The sequence below is a fragment of the Corynebacterium confusum genome, assembly GCF_030408715.1.
GTDB lineage: Bacteria > Actinomycetota > Actinomycetes > Mycobacteriales > Mycobacteriaceae > Corynebacterium > Corynebacterium confusum.
Window position 1 is genome coordinate 297074 of record NZ_CP047202.1, and the last position, 15148, is coordinate 312221.

Sequence of the window (15148 nt, forward strand, 5' to 3'; positions counted from 1 at the left end):
ATAGAGTAAGAAAGCAAGATCCAATGTTCTATACTCTGCACCGCTCAGCGCGGGTGTGCATCCTGGCGTTTGTCGCGCTGCTGTGCGCGGTCAGCCTGGCCGCCTGCGGCGTCCAGGGCGCTTACGAGTCCAGCGGAGACGCCGCCCTGCGCGACGAGCTGAAAAGCTCCGGTGACCCGCAAGACCCCCGCACCTTCGAGGGCGTTAGCGAGGTCAAGGATTTCCAAGATGTGGAGCCGGTCAATGACAACCCGTCGCCGGCGCTGCCGGTAGAGCTTACCGATGCCGACGGCTACGACGTCACCGTGGACAACGTAGACCGCATCCTCGGGCTCGACCTGTACGGCACCTACACCAAGACGCTGACCGGCCTGGGGCTGGCCGATAACATCGTGGGCCGCACGGTCTCCTCCACCGAGGACATCCTGGCCGACCGGCCCGTGGTCACCCAGGGAGGGCACAACATCAACGTCGAGGCGGTGCTCTCGCTGGAGCCGACCCTGGTGATTGTGGACCACTCCATCGGTCCGCAGGACGCCATCGATCAGATCCGCGCGGCCGGCGTGACCACTGTGGTCATGGAGCCGACCCGCACCATCGACTCCGTGGCCGAGGACATCAGCACCCTCGGCGCCGTGGTGGGCCTAAGCGAGGACGCCGAGGAACTGGCGCAGCGCTCGGTCGAAGAGATCGAGCTGGACAAGGAGGCCATCGCCGACATGGCTCCGGAGGATCCCATGCGCGTGGCGTTCCTCTACGCCCGCGGCAACGGCGGCGTGTTCTTCATCATGGGCGACGGCACCGGCGCGAAAGACCTCATCGAGGGCGTCGGTGCGGTGGACCTGGCCACGGAGAACAACCTGTCCTATATCGAGCCCGCCAACGCGGAAGCGCTCGCCCGGTTAAACCCGGACGCGTTCATCATGATGACGGGCGGGTTGGAGTCGACGGGTGGCATCGACGGCCTGCTGGAACGCCCCGGCGTTGCGCAGACCACGGCGGGCCAAAAACGCCGGGTCATCACCATCCCGGACGGACAATCCCTAGCGTTCGGCCCGATGACCGGACAGACCCTATTGCGGACGGCACAGGCGTTGTATGACCCACAAGATTAAACCGGACGAGGTCTTCGCGGCTCGGCGGCGCCGGCGCGTGGGCATCTTCATCCTGCTGGCGGTGCTGATGCTCATCGCCGTGGTGCTCTCCATAGTGCTGGGGCAGTACTACGTGCCGCTGCAGGATCTAGTGCCCATTCTGCTGGGCAGCGATCACCACGCGGGCCTGGCCGCCAGCGTGGTCTGGGACATCCGCCTGCCGCGTATCCTCCTCGGATTTTTAGTGGGCGCGTGCTTGGGCGTGGCCGGCACCCTGATGCAGGCCGTGTTTGCCAACCCGCTGGCCGAGCCGTCGATCATCGGCGTGACCTCGGGCGCGGGCGTGGGCGCGGCGCTGGCCATCGTGTTTAACATCGCGTTTCTGGGCACCTTCACCGTCCCGTTTTTCGCCTTCCTGTCCGCGCTGGTGGCCGCCGGGCTTATTTACCAGCTGGCGCGCAGCAGCGGCCGGGTGGCGGTTATCAACCTGGTGCTGACCGGCATCGCTGTCAACGCGGTCTGCGGCGCGATTATCTCGTTCATGGTCTACCTGGCGCCGACCACCAGTCGCGAGGAGATCATCTTCTGGCAGATGGGCTCGCTCAATGGCGCGCAGTGGAAGCACACCTGGGTGGTGCTGCCGATTGCCATCGTGGGCATCGCCGTGGCGCTGCGCCTAGGCGGAGCGCTCGACGTGCTCGCGCTGGGTGAGCGCGCCGCTGGGCACACCGGCATCAACGTCTCCCGGCTGCGCGTCATCGCGATTGTCGCCTCGGCGATTTTGACCGCGGGCGCGGTGGCCTTCGCCGGGCTCATCGGGTTTGTCGGCCTTATCGTCCCGCACCTTTTTCGCACGGTAGTGGGGCCGGAGAACCACCTTCTCATCCCGGCCTCCGCGCTGGGCGGGGCGGTGCTCATCGGGCTGGCTGACGTGGCGGCGCGCACAATGATCGCCTTCGCCGACCTGCCCATCGGCATCTTCACCGCCCTGGTAGGCGGGCCGACGTTCTTCATCCTCCTGCGGCGGATGATGCGAAAGGGGATGCACGCATGAGCGATAAGACGTATTCCGCGGCCATTGAGGTGCGCGGCCTGCGCGTGGACATAGGGGATGCCCGCCTGCTCGACGACATTACGTTCGCGGCCCGCCCGGGCGAGGTCACCGGGCTTATCGGCCCCAACGGCGCGGGCAAGTCCACGCTGCTGGCCGCCCTGTCTGGGGACGTGGAGCGGAGCGCGGGAACCGTGAGCGTGTGCGGACTAGATCCGGTAAGCGCCGGAGCGCAGGCGATGGCCCGCTGCCGGGCGGTCATGCTCCAGGACGTGCGCGTGTCCTTCGAATTCCTAGTCCGCGACGTCGTGGCCATGGGCCGGCGCCCCTGGCGGGGGACGGATAAGGAGCGCCTCGATGACGCAGTTATCGATGCCTCCTTGGCCGCCACCGGTACCAACCATCTGGCCGCCCGCGACATCGTCACGCTCTCCGGCGGGGAGCGCGCCCGCGTGGCCTTAGCGCGCGTGCTCGCGCAAGAGACCCCGGTGGTCTTTCTGGACGAGCCGACCGCCGCGATGGACATTCGCCACCAGGAGCAGGTGCTCAGCCTAGTCCGCGAGCTCGCCCACACCACCGGCGTGGCCGTGGTGATAGTCCTCCACGATCTCAACGCCGCGGCCGCCTACTGCGACCACATCGTCTGCCTGTCCAACGGGCGCATTGCTGCCGATGGCCCGGTAGACGCGGTCTATACCGATTCCACTCTGTCCGACGTCTACGGCTGGCCGGTGAAGGTCAGCCGCCGCACGGACGGGGCCATCTCCGTCCTGCCCAGGCGGAGAGATCCCCCTGATTCAGCGAACTCACTGCTGTCTCTGTTTCACCCCACACCCACATCCGACAAGGAGTAACACTCATGACCGTAAAGTCCACCCGCACCACCTTTGGGGCGAGCGTCATCGCCCTAGCCCTGGGCGGCACCGCCCTCGTCGTCCCGACCGCGGGCGCTCAGAATGCAGAAGAATCCACCGCCCCGCAGTGCGAGACCGTCGTCACCGGCGGCACCTTCAACTGGGGCCTGAAGGAAAGCTTCCGCAGCTACATCCAAGGCCCCATCGCCCGCGGTGGCTGGGCCACCAAGGGCGACGTCAAGGAGTCTGACCCGGAAAACCCGAAGGCCAAGGACTTCCAGTTCCAGTACGAGATCGACCCGGCCAAGTCTACCATCGAGATCGATGACGAAGGCAACGTGACCTCCGCGGACCTGCACACCAAGGACTCCGAGGTCATTTTCGAGGGCCACCACGGCGCGCTGTACTCGAACTTCCAGTCCCCCTACGTCGAGGTCACCGGTAACGATGTTCAAGGCGGCGCTGGCTACGAGGGCTACTACGTCGAGGGCAAGCCCATGACCCAGTACACCCCGGAAGACCGCACCGATGAGAACAAGCGCACCGGCGCCGACGTCTTCTCCAAGGGTGACGGCGAGTGGCAGGTCAACGGCGATACCATCACGCTGGATGCCACGAACATGACCTACGTCCCGAAGCCGGGCACCGACCCAGACAAGAGCATCGTCGAGGGAGTCGACATCCTGTTCATGGGCATCTACAGCGCCGAGTACAAGCCCGAGCTCGACGACATCAACATCTCCCTGACTACCGAGGAAAAGTGCGTCACCCCGGAGTCGACTACCTCTGAGGAGCCCACCTCTGAGGATCCGACGTCCGAGGAACCGACTTCTGAGGAACCGACTTCTGAGGAACCGACTTCTGAGGAACCGACCTCTGAGAAGCCGGCTAAGCCGACCGCCTCGACCTCCAAGCCGGCGGAAACCACTTCGGCTGAGCCGACTAAGACTGAGGCTCCGGATGAGGACGAGGAGCAGAACAAGGACGAGGAGCAGGGCTCCAGCCTGATGACGAAGTTCGGCTCCGTGTGGAACTACGTGTTGGGTGGTCTGGGTATCCTGGGGATGTTCGGCATCATCGGCCACGCGCTGAACGTTGCTGGTGTCTTCGGCGGCATCCAGAAGCAGTTCAACAAGTTCCTGCGCCAGTTCAACCTGCGCTAGGAGTCCTCTAGGGGGCGCTATCGCGGGGTAGCGCTTCACGCCCCGCGGCCGGTTCCTCACCAGGGAGCGGGCCGCTGCTCATACCGGGGGTACTAGGTGTCATACGTTGGGTTGATCTTGCATGACGCCTCTGTACTTTCAGGTAAGGCAAACCTTAATCTGTGGGGGGCGATAACGCTCGGGCCCGTCTATAGCGGGCTACCGAGCTGCGGTAAAACTCCCCGCCCTCACTGACCCGAAAGGAGACGACGATGGCCTCGACTGCCACAGCTACCGAAACGACCACTGGTGTGACACAACCACTGTCCCAGGTGTTGCGCGGGGCCACCGCGCAGGCCCATGAGCAGGCGGAAGGCTCCGACTTCATGGCCTCCCTCATCCAAGGCGACTTGGATGCGGAGGCAGTGCACTCGCTGACGGGTCAGCTCTGGTTCATCTACGACGCACTGGAGACCGCGGTGCGCCGCGTCGCGGAGACTCCGCTGGGCTCCGCCGTGGCGGACCCGCGCCTCGAGCGCCGCGCCGCCTTGGACAACGATCTGGCCAACATGCTGGGGTCCGACTGGCGCGACAAGGTCCGCATCCTGCCGGCTACCGCCCGGTATGTGGCACGCCTGGAATCTTTACGCGAGGACGAGGCGGCGCGTGTTATCGCCCACCACTACGTCCGCTACCTGGGCGATATCTCCGGCGGCCAGGTCATCGCCGCCCGGCTGGGCACCCTGTACGACATCGATCGTGACGCCCTGCAGTTCTACGACTTCTCCGCTATCGGCAAGATCCCGCCCTACCGCGCGAGCTACCGCCGCCAGCTGGATGAGCTGGGTTTGACCGACGAGCAGCGTGACATGCTAATCGTCGAGGCCAAGGACGCCTTCGCCTTCAACTCCGCAGTTTTTGCAGACCTCGCCCACGCGCGGGCGTAGCGCAAAGCCGTGTGCGTTGCGCTTTCCCCTCATTCTGTTTATTCACAGCCTTTCCATCCACAACTCAATCAGAAAGGAGACCTCCGTTGTCTCGTATCTCTTCCCGCTCTCTGACTGCCGCAGCCGTGGTCACTGCCGTCGCCTTGGGTGGCGCCACTGTGCCGACCGCCTTGGCGGCTGAGGGCACCGCCCCTGCGCTGGAGTCGGGCTCGTTCGCTTGGCCCATCAAGGATTCCTTCATCAGCCACCTGCGGGGCCCCTTCGCCAAGGGTACCCTGACCGGTGATAACGGTGCGGAGTTCAAGGAAAACCAGTTCGTCTTCCCAGTCGATGTGGAGAACACGCAGCTGGACGCCGAGGGTAACGGCACCATCCCGCTGACCGGTGGGGCACACCTCGTGGCCTACGAAGGCATGGGCAAAAACGGCGGTCCGGGCTTGGATGTGGCCTTCGACGATCTCAAGCTGGAGGTGGCCGGCCAGAACGCCAAGTTGGTAGGCGACTTCACGCTGGACGGGCGCACCGTAAACGATCCGACCCAGCTGGATAAGGCCGGCGATGACGAGGTGCTGGTGACCTTCACCTTCGACGAGCCGATCGCCCCGGGCACGGACTTTACCGCGCAGGACCGTCCGACCACCGCGGGCATTGGCCTGCACCACTCCCTTCTGCGTTACGAGGAGGGCCAGGAGTTCGACGACGCCAACGTCGATCTGGTGCTGGATTACGCCGACGGCGAGCAGGGCGGAGACGTGTCCGGCAAGGACCTGGCAGGCATTGACAGGCTGTCCTCCGAACTGGCAACCGTCAGCTCCGATAACCCGAGCGCTACCGGCATCGGTACGACCATCGGTCTCGTCCTCGGCTTCATCGCGGCCGTGGGCGGTGCCGCTGTGGCTCTGGGCCACTTCGATTGGCGGGGGATGCTGAAGAACTTCGGCATTAACCTCTAGGCCCAACGGAAAATATCGACCTCTGTGGTTTCAGCCGATCCCTCACCTGGGGAAACGCGGCTGTTGCCGAGGACAGGGATCGATATTTTTTCGTAAGCCGTGGGAAATATCGACCTCTGTATCCGCAGGGGGCGCGTGAGCTGGGGGAATAGGGTAGCGGTTGGGCTAGAGGACGATATTTTTCCTAAGCCTGGATTAGTTCGAGCAGCTCGGCCTGGACTTCGCGGCGGCGGATCTTGCCCATCTGGTCGCGGGCGAGTTCCTCGAAGTGGTAGAAGGTGCGCGGGACCTTGTAGCGGGTCAGGCGCTGGCGGGCGAAGTCCTGCATGCCCTGCGGGTCCAGGGCGGCGCCGTCGCGGAGAGTCACGCAGGCGACCACGTCTTCCGAGCCGTCCTTGCGCGGGCGGCCCACCACGGCCACGTCGGTGACGTCCGGGTGGGAGAGGATGGTTTCCTCGACTTCCGCGGGGTAGACGTTGAAGCCGCCGGTGATGATGACCTCCTTGATGCGGGCCACCAGGCGGATGAATCCGTCTTCTTCCATGACGGCCATATCACCGGTGCGGAACCAGTCCTTGTAGAAGGACTTCTCGGTCGCTTCCGGGTTGTTGAGGTAGCCGGAAAAGACCTGCGGGCCGCGGACGAGCAGCTCGCCTTCCTCGCCGTCCGGCAGGGTGACCGAGGGGTCGTCCGGGTCGGCCACGCGGGCCTCAGTATTGGGGAAGGGGAGGCCGATGTAGCCGGGGCGGCGGTGCTCGTTCATCGGGTTGCCGCAGATGACCGGGGAGGTCTCTGTCAGGCCGTAGCCTTCCACCAGCATGCCGCCGGTGGTTGCCTCCCACTTTTCCACCGTGGCGACCGGCAGGGTGGCTGCACCGGAGAAGGATTTCTTGATTCCCTGCAGGTTCACGCCCTTGTCCTTGGCGGCGTCGGCGAGCTTCTCGTAAAGCGTTGGCACGCCCGGGAGCCAGGTCGGCATGTGCTTTTTGACCACGTCCAGGATGAGGTCCATCTTCGGGGCGGGCAGCAGAATGACCTCAGCGCCGACGAAGATGGACATCGTGCACACCGCGGTCATGCCGTAGGCGTGGAAGAGTGGGAGGGCGGCCAGGAAGCGCTCGGGTTCCTCGCCCAGGTTGGGTACCCAGGCGATGGCCATCAGGCAGTTGGACTGCAGGTTGCGGTGGGTGAGCATCGCGCCCTTGGGCGCTCCGGTGGTGCCGGAGGTGTAGAGGATGAGCGCCGGGTCGGCCGGGCGGATGTCCGCCGGGGGGAGGTTGCGCCCGTCGCCGCCGATGGCGGAGCTCAGCAGCGTGGACCAGGGGACCGAGCCCGGGGCGGGGGCGGTGAGCTGTTCCCGCTTGGCCTTGATGGGCGGCACCGGCAGCTTGAGGGCTAGCTGCTGCAGGCGCGGCATGGCCTCAGTCATGTCGACGGAGATGATGGTTTCCAAAGGGGTGGTCGAGCGCAGCGGCTCCAGGGTGGCGGCGGCCTTGTCCCAGGCGATGGCCACGCGGGCGCCGTGGTCGCTGAACAGGCCTTCTAACTCGTAGCTGGTGTAGAGAGGGTTGTGCTCGACCACGGTGGCGCCCAGGTGCAGGATGGCGTGGAAGGCGATGATGTGCTGCGGGCAGTTCGGCAGTACAATTGCCACCCGGTCGCCCGGGCGGATGCCGAAGGCTTTGAGCCCGGCCGCGGCGGCGCGGACCTGCTGGTCCAGCTCGGTGTAGGTGAGGGTGCGGCCGAAGAAGTAAGTGGCCGGTCGGTCCCCGTTCTCGGAGAGATTGCGCTGGTAGACGTCCACGAGGGTTTCGTTTCCTATTTCCACTTCCGCGGGGGTCCAGTCGCCGTAGTGTTGGGTCCAGGCTCGGGTCTCATAGGCCGACATACGAGTGCGATTACCTTCCGTAGGAGAACAAAACTATACAGGTCGCAAGCCTACCTTAAACATGATTTATCCCTCATGTTTTTGAGTGGTGCGGTGAAAAATTACCCCCGCCGGGGTGGCGAGGGTCGGGTGGGGAGAGCGCCGGGTGGAGGCGGCGGGAATGCCGTCTCCGGGGTGGCGGCCGTGGCGCGGGGGCTACTTGCGCTCTTGGCCCAGGCGCTGCAGGAGATCGTCCTGGACCTCGCGGCGGCGGATCTTGCCCATCTGGTCCTTGGCCAGGGCCTCGAAGTGGTAGAAGGTGCGCGGGACCTTGTAGCGGGTCAGGCGCTGACGGGCGAATTCCTTCAGGCCTTCCGGATCCAGGGCGGCGCCGTCGTTGAGCTCCACGCAGGCCACGACGTCCTCGGAGCCGTCCGGGCGCGGGCGGCCGACGACTGCGATGTCCTTGATGGCGTCGTGCACGCGCAGGGCCTCTTCGACCTCCGCCGGGTAGACGTTGAAGCCGCCGGTGATGATGACCTCCTTGATGCGGCTGACCAGGCGGATGAAGCCGTCTTCTTCCATCACTCCCAGGTCCCCGGTGCGGAACCAGCCGTCGTGGAAGGCGGAGGCGGTGGCCTCCGGGTTGTTGTGATAGCCCTTGAAGACCTGCGGGCCGCGGGCCAAGATCTCGCCCTCTTGGCCGTCCGGCATGGTCTCGTCCAGGTTCTCCGGGTTAGCGATCCGGATTTCGGTGTCGGGGAAGGGGATGCCCACGTACCCCGGGCGGCGGTCGGTGGACATCGGGTTGCCCACGATGATGGGGGAGCACTCGGTCAGGCCGTAGCCTTCCACCAGTAGGCCGTCGGTGTACTTCTCCCACTTCTCCACGGTGTCCACCGGCAGGGTGGCGGCGCCGGAGAAGGCGGCGCGGATGCCCTTGATCGGGATGTTTTGCTCCTCGGCGGCTTCCACGATCTTCTCGTAGAGCGTCGGCACGCCCGGCACCCAGGTGGGCGTGTGCTTCTTCATCACGTCCATGACCAGTGGGATCTTCGGTGCCGGCAGCATGACCAGCTCGCCGCCGATGAGCTGGGAGAGCGTGATGTTCATGGTCATGCCGTAGGCGTGGAACATCGGCAGCGCGGTCAGCATGCGCTCTTCCTGCTCGCCCAGGCCGGGCACCCAGGCCTTGCCTTGGAGCAGGTTGGCGAACAGGGAGCCGTGGGTCAGCTCCGCGCCCTTGGGCTTGCCGGTGGTGCCGGAGGTGTAGAGGATAAGCGCGGTGGTGTCGCGGTCGACGCCCTCCGGCTCCTTTAGGTCCTGGCCGTCGCCGCCGATGGCGTTGCCGATCAGGGTGTCCCACGGGACGGTGTTCTGGGCGGGCTGGGACAGCTGCTCGCGCTGTGATTTGAGGAAGGGTAGGCGCAGGGCCGCGCGCTTGAGGGGCGGCATGGCCTCAATCATGTTGACCGAGACCACCGTTTCCAGATCCGTGGTGCCGCGCAGCTTCTCCAGCGTGCCGGCCGCCGAGTCCCAGGCGATGGCGATGCGCGCGCCGTGGTCCTGGAACAGGCCCTCCAGCTCGTGGGCGGTATATAGCGGGTTGTGCTCGACCACGATGCCGCCCAGCTTGAGCACCGCCCAGAAGGCGGCGACGTGCTGCGGGCAGTTGGGCATGACCAGCGCGACGCGGTCGCCTGGGCGCACGCCGAAGGCCTTGAGCCCCGCGGCGGCGCGGTTGACCTGGCGGTCCAGGTCCGCATAGGACTGGGTGCGGCCGAAGAACCAGGTGGCGGGCTTCTCGGCGTTGATGGCCAGGTTGTTGTCGTAGATGTCGAGCAGCGTGGTCTCGCCGTAGTCGAGGGAGTGCGGGGTCCACTCGGGGTAGTGCTGGAGCCAAGCCTTGGTCTCGAATGCTGACATGGGTTCTAACCTCTAAGAATCGGGGGAAACTTTCGCAAGCGTAGGTTGTGCTTCCCCTAGTATAACGACGCGGCAACGCGCGGCTGCACGGCGCGGGCGTTGCTCCGGCTTAAGGCGGCGGCCCGGGAGGCGGTGACGTAGGCAACACCGCGGCAGGGAGAGCCCCGGCGGTATTAGACTGGGGCGCCATGCGCGTGGCGATGATTTCAATGCACACTTCCCCCATCGAGCAGCCCGGGGTGGGCGATGCCGGGGGAATGAACGTCTATGTGCTCAACACCGCCAAGGAACTGGCGCTGCAGGGCGTTGAAGTAGACGTGTATACCCGGGCGACCCGCCCCAGTCAGGGCGAGGTCGTGGAAGTTAGCGAGCACCTGCGGGTCATCAACGTCGTGGCCGGGCCCTACGAGGGGCTGGAGAAGGAAGACCTGCCCACGCAGCTGGCGGCCTTTGCCGGCGGGATGGTCGAATACGTCAAGTGTCACGGCCTGCACTACGACATCATCCACTCCCACTACTGGCTGTCCGGCCAGGTTGGCTGGCTGCTGCGGGACCTGTGGGGCGTGCCGCTGGTGCACACCGCGCACACCCTCGCCGCGGTAAAAAACGCCTACCGCAGCGACGACGACGCCCGTGAGTCCGAGGCCCGGCGCATCTGCGAACAGCAGCTGGTAGACAACGCCGACCTTTTGGTAGTCAACACCGTCGACGAGGCCCGCGAACTGGCTGAGCACTACGACGCGCCGGCCGAGCGGATCGTCACCGTCGCGCCGGGCGCGGACACCAAGCTGTTTACCCCGGGCAGCGACCGCAACACCGAGCGCGCCCGCCGCGAGCTGGGCCTGCCGCTGCACAGCAAGGTCATCGCCTTCGTGGGGCGCCTGCAGAAATTCAAGGGCCCGGAGGTGCTCATCCGCGCCACCGCGGAGATCTTCCGCCGGGAACCGCTGCGCAACCTCCGCGTGGTGATCTGCGGCGGGCCCTCCGGGGCAGGTGCGAGCCCGCAGGCCTACGCGGACCTGGCCCGTGAGCTGGGCGTGGACCGCCGCGTCCGTTTCCTGAGCCCGCGCCCGCCGGAGGAGCTGGTAGCGCTCTACCAGGCCGCGGATATCGTGGCCGTGCCCAGCTACAACGAGTCCTTCGGGCTGGTGGCCGTGGAGGCCCAGGCCTCCGGCACCCCGGTGGTGGCCGCGCGCGTCGGCGGCCTGCCTATCGCCGTCGAGGACGGCGTGACCGGCATGCTGGTCGACTCGCACGAGCCGGAGGACTGGGCCGACGCGCTGGAGGAGCTGCTCGATGATGACGAGCGGCGCATTGCCATGGGGGAGGCGGCCGTGCCGCACGCGGAGCGCTTTAGCTGGGAGGCCGCGGCCACCGAGCTGGTGGCGGTCTACCAGCGGGCGCTGACCGCGGAGATCCCCAACTGTCATCCGCGTCATGCCACCGGGGGCTAGATTTTCGCGACGGTGCAGCCGGTTTCGTGGCATGCTGGAGGCATGACTAACGGAAAACTCATCCTATTGCGTCACGGACAATCCCAATGGAACGAGTCCAACCAGTTCACCGGCTGGGTGGATGTCGACCTTACCGAGAAGGGGGAGACCGAAGCCAAGCGCGGCGGCGAGCTGTTGTCTTCCGAAAACCTCCTGCCTGACGTGCTGTACTCCTCCCTGCTACGCCGTGCTATCCGCACGGGGAACATCGCGCTGAACGCGGCCGACCGCCACTGGATCCCGGTCATCCGCGACTGGCGCCTCAACGAGCGCCACTACGGCGCCCTGCAGGGCTTGAACAAGGCCGAGACCAAGGACAAGTTCGGCGAAGAGCAGTTCATGGCTTGGCGCCGATCCTACGACACCCCGCCGCCCGAGCTGGACGATGACGCGGAGTACTCCCAGTCGGAGGATCCGCGCTACGCGGACCTGGACCAGGTCCCGCGTACCGAGTGCCTCAAGGACGTCGTCGCCCGCCTGGTGCCCTACTTCGAGGAAGAGATCCTGCCGCGCGTGAAAAACGGCGAGAAGGTCCTGGTCGCCGCGCACGGTAACTCCCTGCGCGCGCTGGTCAAGCACCTGGATCAGATTTCGGACGAGGACATCGCCGGCCTGAACATCCCGACTGGCATCCCGCTGGTCTACGAGGTGGACGCCTCCGGCAAGGTGGTCAACCCGGGCGGCACCTACCTGGATCCGGAAGCCGCCGCAGCCGGGGCTGCCGCCGTGGCGGCCCAGGGCGGCAAGTAGCATTTAGGTAGGAAAGACAACTATCTAGCCGCGCCCGCGGGAGCCCAAGGATCGTCGAATTCGGTGATCCGCCCCGGCCCCCGGGCGCGTTGACAACCGAGGAAGGCGCGAGCGTGGGAAACGTTCTGGCATTTGTGGCCGGTGCAGTGGTCTGCGCACTGGTCCTGCCCTTGGTGCGCTGGGTGCGCGGGCGGCTCCAGCGTTTCCGCACGACGGCGACCGCGGACTCGAACCAGGTCACCACCGTCAGCCAGGTGCTGCACCTGACCATCCAGGGCGCGAACACCGGCGTGGTGGTGGTCGACCGCGGCGGCGAGGTTATCCTGTCCAACCCCGCCGCGCACACCATGTCCCTAGTCCACGACCGCGCGGTGCGCCCGGACGTGTGGCAGGTCGCCCAGGAGGTCTACGAGGACCATGAGGAACGCGGCCTTGATTTGTCCATACCGAAGCGGCGCACCGGCAACCGCGTGACCCAGGTTCATGCGCTGATTAAGCCGCTCACGCTGAACGACAATCGGTTCATTACCGTCTTCGGCACCGACGAGTCCGAGCACGTGCGCATGGAAAGCGCCCGCCGCGACTTCGTGGCCAACGTCTCCCACGAGCTCAAGACCCCGGTCGGCGGCATCGCCCTGCTTACCGAGGCGCTGCTGGAGGACCCGGAGGACCCAGAGCACGTCAAGTACTTCGGCACCAAGGCCCACAAAGAGGCCAACCGCATGGCGGAGATGGTCACCGAGCTGATTTCCCTGTCCAAGCTGCAGGGCGCGGAGGCGCTGCCGGAGATGGAGCCGCTACGCATCGACGACGTCATCGACGAGGCCATCCAGCGCAACCAGCTGGCCGCCGACAACCACAACATCGACCTCATCCGCGGCGGCAACAGCGGGGTGCTCATTTGGGGCGACAAGCCGCTGCTGGTCACCGCCGTGTCCAACCTGATTACGAATGCCATCAACTACTCGCCGGAGGCGCTGCCGGTGTCTGTCTCCCAGAAGGTGGTGGGCACCGACGTCGTGCACATCCGGGTCACCGACCGCGGCATCGGCATCGCCCCGGAGAACCAAAAGCGCGTCTTTGAGCGTTTTTACCGGGTAGACAAGGCCCGATCCCGGCAAACGGGCGGCACTGGCTTAGGATTAGCCATAGTGAAGCACGTGGTGGCCAACCATGGTGGCAATATTAAGCTATGGTCACGGCCCGGCACCGGGTCCACGTTCACCATCGAGCTTCCTATTTATCACGAACCTGCCCCGGCGGAAGGTCCGCCGGATACGGACAACAAAAGTGAGAATAAAGCTACGTCGGGCCTGCACAACGCAGTCGCCCGGGTGGCAGCAAGGCGAAAGGATAAAGCATCATGACGACCATCCTCATCGTGGAAGACGAGGAGTCCTTGGCTGATCCGTTGGCGTTCCTGCTGCGGAAGGAGGGCTTTAGCCCGATCGTGGCCCACGACGGCCAGACCGCACTGGACAAGTTCGCCAACAACAGCGTCGACATCGTCCTGCTCGACCTGATGCTGCCTGGCATGTCCGGCACCGACGTCTGCAAACAGCTCCGCGCTATCTCCTCCGTGCCCGTCATCATGGTCACCGCCCGCGACTCCGAAATTGACAAGGTCGTCGGACTGGAGCTGGGTGCGGACGACTACGTGACCAAGCCGTATTCCTCCCGCGAGCTCATCGCCCGCATCCGCGCGGTCCTGCGCCGCGGGCACGAGACCTCCCCGGCGGCCGAGGAGCAGGACTTCGACGAGCAGATCCTGGAAGGCGGCCGCGTGCGCATGGACGTCGAGCGCCACACCGTCTGCGTGGACGGTGACCCGGTGCCCATGCCGCTGAAGGAATTCGACCTGCTGGAGTACCTGCTGCGCAACGCCGGCCGCGTGCTGACCCGCGGCCAGCTCATCGACCGCATCTGGGGCGCCGATTACGTCGGCGACACCAAGACCCTGGACGTGCACGTCAAGCGCCTGCGCTCCAAGATTGAGGCCGAGCCCTCCCAGCCCAAGCACCTGGTGACCGTGCGCGGCCTGGGCTACAAATTCGACCTCTAGCCGAACCTTTCCGGGCCTTCCCGAGCCTTGCTTGGGCCCCGCCCCGCGGCCGCGTGCCGCGGGGCTTTCGCCTTGCTTGGGGCCCGGGCGCGGGTGTGTTCCTACTGCTTGCGCGCGGCGCTGGCCGGGTGCTGGAGCAGCGGCACGCCGGCGCGCGCGGCCTGCTCGCGGGCGGCGCAGTGCTCGGCGAGTACCTGGTAGTTTTCGGCGCCCATCAGCGCGATGAGCTCGGTGCGCTGGGAGCGCCACATCGGCTCCGCGCTGGTGTGGCAGGACGGGTTGGACGAGCAGTACCAGTCGAAGTCCTCGCCGCCGTCGCCCCAGCCGCGGCGGTCGTATTCGCCGATGGTGGTGCGCAGGATCTCCTGCCCGTCGGGGCGGTCCTCGAAGTCCTCGTAGCGGCGCAGGGGCAGCTGCCAGCAGACCTCGGGTTTGACCACGGTGAGCTCCTGGTCGGCATCGATAGCCCACTGGTGCAGCGCGCAGCCGGCGCCCGTGGCCCAGCCCGCGCGGTTGGCGAAGATGCACGCCCCGCCCACCAGCGGGGTCTTTAGCGCCGGCTCCGGCTCGCCGTCGTCGCCGTCGAGCTCGTCCCAGACCAGCCAGGGCTCCAGCTCGTCGTCGGCCGCGCGCTCCTGGCGCTCCAAGTAGGCGTCCGTGTCCGCGGGGCGGTGCTGCCAGTACTTGGCCGGCATTTGTGCCACGGCATCGTAGAGCTGATCGCGGTCCTGCTCATCGGCCATGTAGGCGCCGTGCACGCAGCAGCCGACGTCGGGCTGGTTGCTGTCGATACCGGGGCAGGCCGCGGTGCCGAACTGGCAGGAGTAGAAGGACTCCACCCAGGTCAGGTCGATGGAAAAGACGTGGTAGGGGTCATCGACGTCGGTAAATTCGAACCACTCCCGGGGGAAATCTGGTGCCAATTCGGTTCCCGCTGCGATCAATTTACCGGCTGGTGAGGAGGCCGGAAAACCAAGATAAACTTCACTAGACTTCGGGCGATTCACAC

Annotated in this window: 12 protein-coding genes and 1 pseudogene; 10 read left to right on the forward strand and 3 right to left on the reverse strand. The window is 65.9% G+C overall.

The window, feature by feature from the left end; translation table 11 throughout:
* The first annotated feature begins 23 nt into the window (after positions 1-23).
* The 6 genes from CCONF_RS01415 (at position 24) to CCONF_RS01440 (ending at position 6041) form a co-directional block, all read left to right on the forward strand.
* Entirely contained in the window at positions 24-1115 is a 1092-nt protein-coding gene (locus CCONF_RS01415; protein ID WP_070768908.1) for a heme/hemin ABC transporter substrate-binding protein, read from the forward strand.
* Positions 1099-2148: a FecCD family ABC transporter permease gene (locus CCONF_RS01420; RefSeq protein WP_070768909.1), complete on the forward strand. Its 1050-nt coding sequence runs from the start codon at positions 1099-1101 to the stop codon at positions 2146-2148. The genes CCONF_RS01415 and CCONF_RS01420 overlap by 17 nt, the downstream gene beginning before the upstream one ends.
* A complete protein-coding gene (locus CCONF_RS01425; protein WP_070768910.1) occupies positions 2145-2999 on the forward strand; it encodes a heme ABC transporter ATP-binding protein in 855 nt (284 codons plus the stop codon). The genes CCONF_RS01420 and CCONF_RS01425 overlap by 4 nt, the downstream gene beginning before the upstream one ends.
* 5 nt (positions 3000-3004) lie before the next feature.
* Positions 3005-4162 (forward strand): HtaA domain-containing protein, encoded by a 1158-nt coding sequence (locus CCONF_RS01430; protein ID WP_290224486.1) that lies wholly within the window; start codon positions 3005-3007, stop codon positions 4160-4162.
* A 251-nt stretch (positions 4163-4413) separates the two neighbouring features.
* Positions 4414-5088, forward strand: a complete 675-nt coding sequence (locus CCONF_RS01435; protein WP_070768912.1) for a biliverdin-producing heme oxygenase — start codon at positions 4414-4416, stop codon at positions 5086-5088.
* A gap of 86 nt (positions 5089-5174) precedes the next feature.
* Complete coding sequence (locus CCONF_RS01440) at positions 5175-6041, forward strand: HtaA domain-containing protein (RefSeq protein WP_290224490.1); 867 nt, start codon at positions 5175-5177, stop codon at positions 6039-6041.
* A gap of 184 nt (positions 6042-6225) precedes the next feature.
* Here the strand turns inward: CCONF_RS01440 and CCONF_RS01445 are convergent.
* Both CCONF_RS01445 and CCONF_RS01450 read right to left on the reverse strand, forming a co-directional pair.
* Positions 6226-7932, reverse strand: a pseudogene (locus CCONF_RS01445) (long-chain-fatty-acid--CoA ligase); the annotation flags it as partial.
* Between the two features lie 192 nt (positions 7933-8124).
* Positions 8125-9834 carry a long-chain-fatty-acid--CoA ligase gene (locus CCONF_RS01450; protein ID WP_290224492.1) on the reverse strand — a complete coding sequence of 570 codons (1710 nt, stop codon included), beginning with the start codon at positions 9832-9834 and terminating at the stop codon, positions 8125-8127.
* Positions 9835-10022: 188 nt separating this feature from the next.
* Between CCONF_RS01450 and mshA the strand changes: the two genes are divergently transcribed.
* The 4 genes from mshA (at position 10023) to CCONF_RS01470 (ending at position 14139) form a co-directional block, all read left to right on the forward strand.
* The gene (gene mshA / locus CCONF_RS01455) at positions 10023-11288 is read left to right on the forward strand and encodes a D-inositol-3-phosphate glycosyltransferase (RefSeq protein WP_290224495.1); all 1266 of its coding nucleotides are present in this window, start codon (positions 10023-10025) and stop codon (positions 11286-11288) included.
* A 42-nt stretch (positions 11289-11330) separates the two neighbouring features.
* The gene (locus CCONF_RS01460; protein ID WP_290224497.1) at positions 11331-12077 is read left to right on the forward strand and encodes a phosphoglyceromutase; all 747 of its coding nucleotides are present in this window, start codon (positions 11331-11333) and stop codon (positions 12075-12077) included.
* Positions 12078-12190: 113 nt separating this feature from the next.
* On the forward strand, positions 12191-13444 hold the full coding sequence (locus tag CCONF_RS01465) for a sensor histidine kinase (RefSeq protein WP_290224499.1): 1254 nt from the start codon (positions 12191-12193) through the stop codon (positions 13442-13444).
* A complete protein-coding gene (locus CCONF_RS01470) occupies positions 13441-14139 on the forward strand; it encodes a response regulator transcription factor (protein ID WP_290224502.1) in 699 nt (232 codons plus the stop codon). The genes CCONF_RS01465 and CCONF_RS01470 overlap by 4 nt, the downstream gene beginning before the upstream one ends.
* Positions 14140-14240: 101 nt before the next feature.
* Here CCONF_RS01470 and CCONF_RS01475 read toward each other — a convergent pair whose 3' ends face one another.
* Entirely contained in the window at positions 14241-15146 is a 906-nt protein-coding gene (locus CCONF_RS01475) for a DUF3109 family protein (protein WP_290224506.1), read from the reverse strand.
* Positions 15147-15148: the final 2 nt, after the last annotated feature.

Coding starts and splice junctions, on each gene's coding strand:
- CCONF_RS01460 (WP_290224497.1), top strand. CDS start 11,331: ATGACTAACGGAAAACTCATCCTATTGCGTCACGGACAATCCCAATGG.
- CCONF_RS01415 (WP_070768908.1), top strand. CDS start 24: ATGTTCTATACTCTGCACCGCTCAGCGCGGGTGTGCATCCTGGCGTTT.
- CCONF_RS01430 (WP_290224486.1), top strand. CDS start 3,005: ATGACCGTAAAGTCCACCCGCACCACCTTTGGGGCGAGCGTCATCGCC.
- CCONF_RS01420 (WP_070768909.1), top strand. CDS start 1,099: ATGACCCACAAGATTAAACCGGACGAGGTCTTCGCGGCTCGGCGGCGC.
- CCONF_RS01470 (WP_290224502.1), top strand. CDS start 13,441: ATGACGACCATCCTCATCGTGGAAGACGAGGAGTCCTTGGCTGATCCG.
- CCONF_RS01425 (WP_070768910.1), top strand. CDS start 2,145: ATGAGCGATAAGACGTATTCCGCGGCCATTGAGGTGCGCGGCCTGCGC.
- CCONF_RS01450 (WP_290224492.1), bottom strand. CDS start 9,834: ATGTCAGCATTCGAGACCAAGGCTTGGCTCCAGCACTACCCCGAGTGG.
- CCONF_RS01435 (WP_070768912.1), top strand. CDS start 4,414: ATGGCCTCGACTGCCACAGCTACCGAAACGACCACTGGTGTGACACAA.
- mshA (WP_290224495.1), top strand. CDS start 10,023: ATGCGCGTGGCGATGATTTCAATGCACACTTCCCCCATCGAGCAGCCC.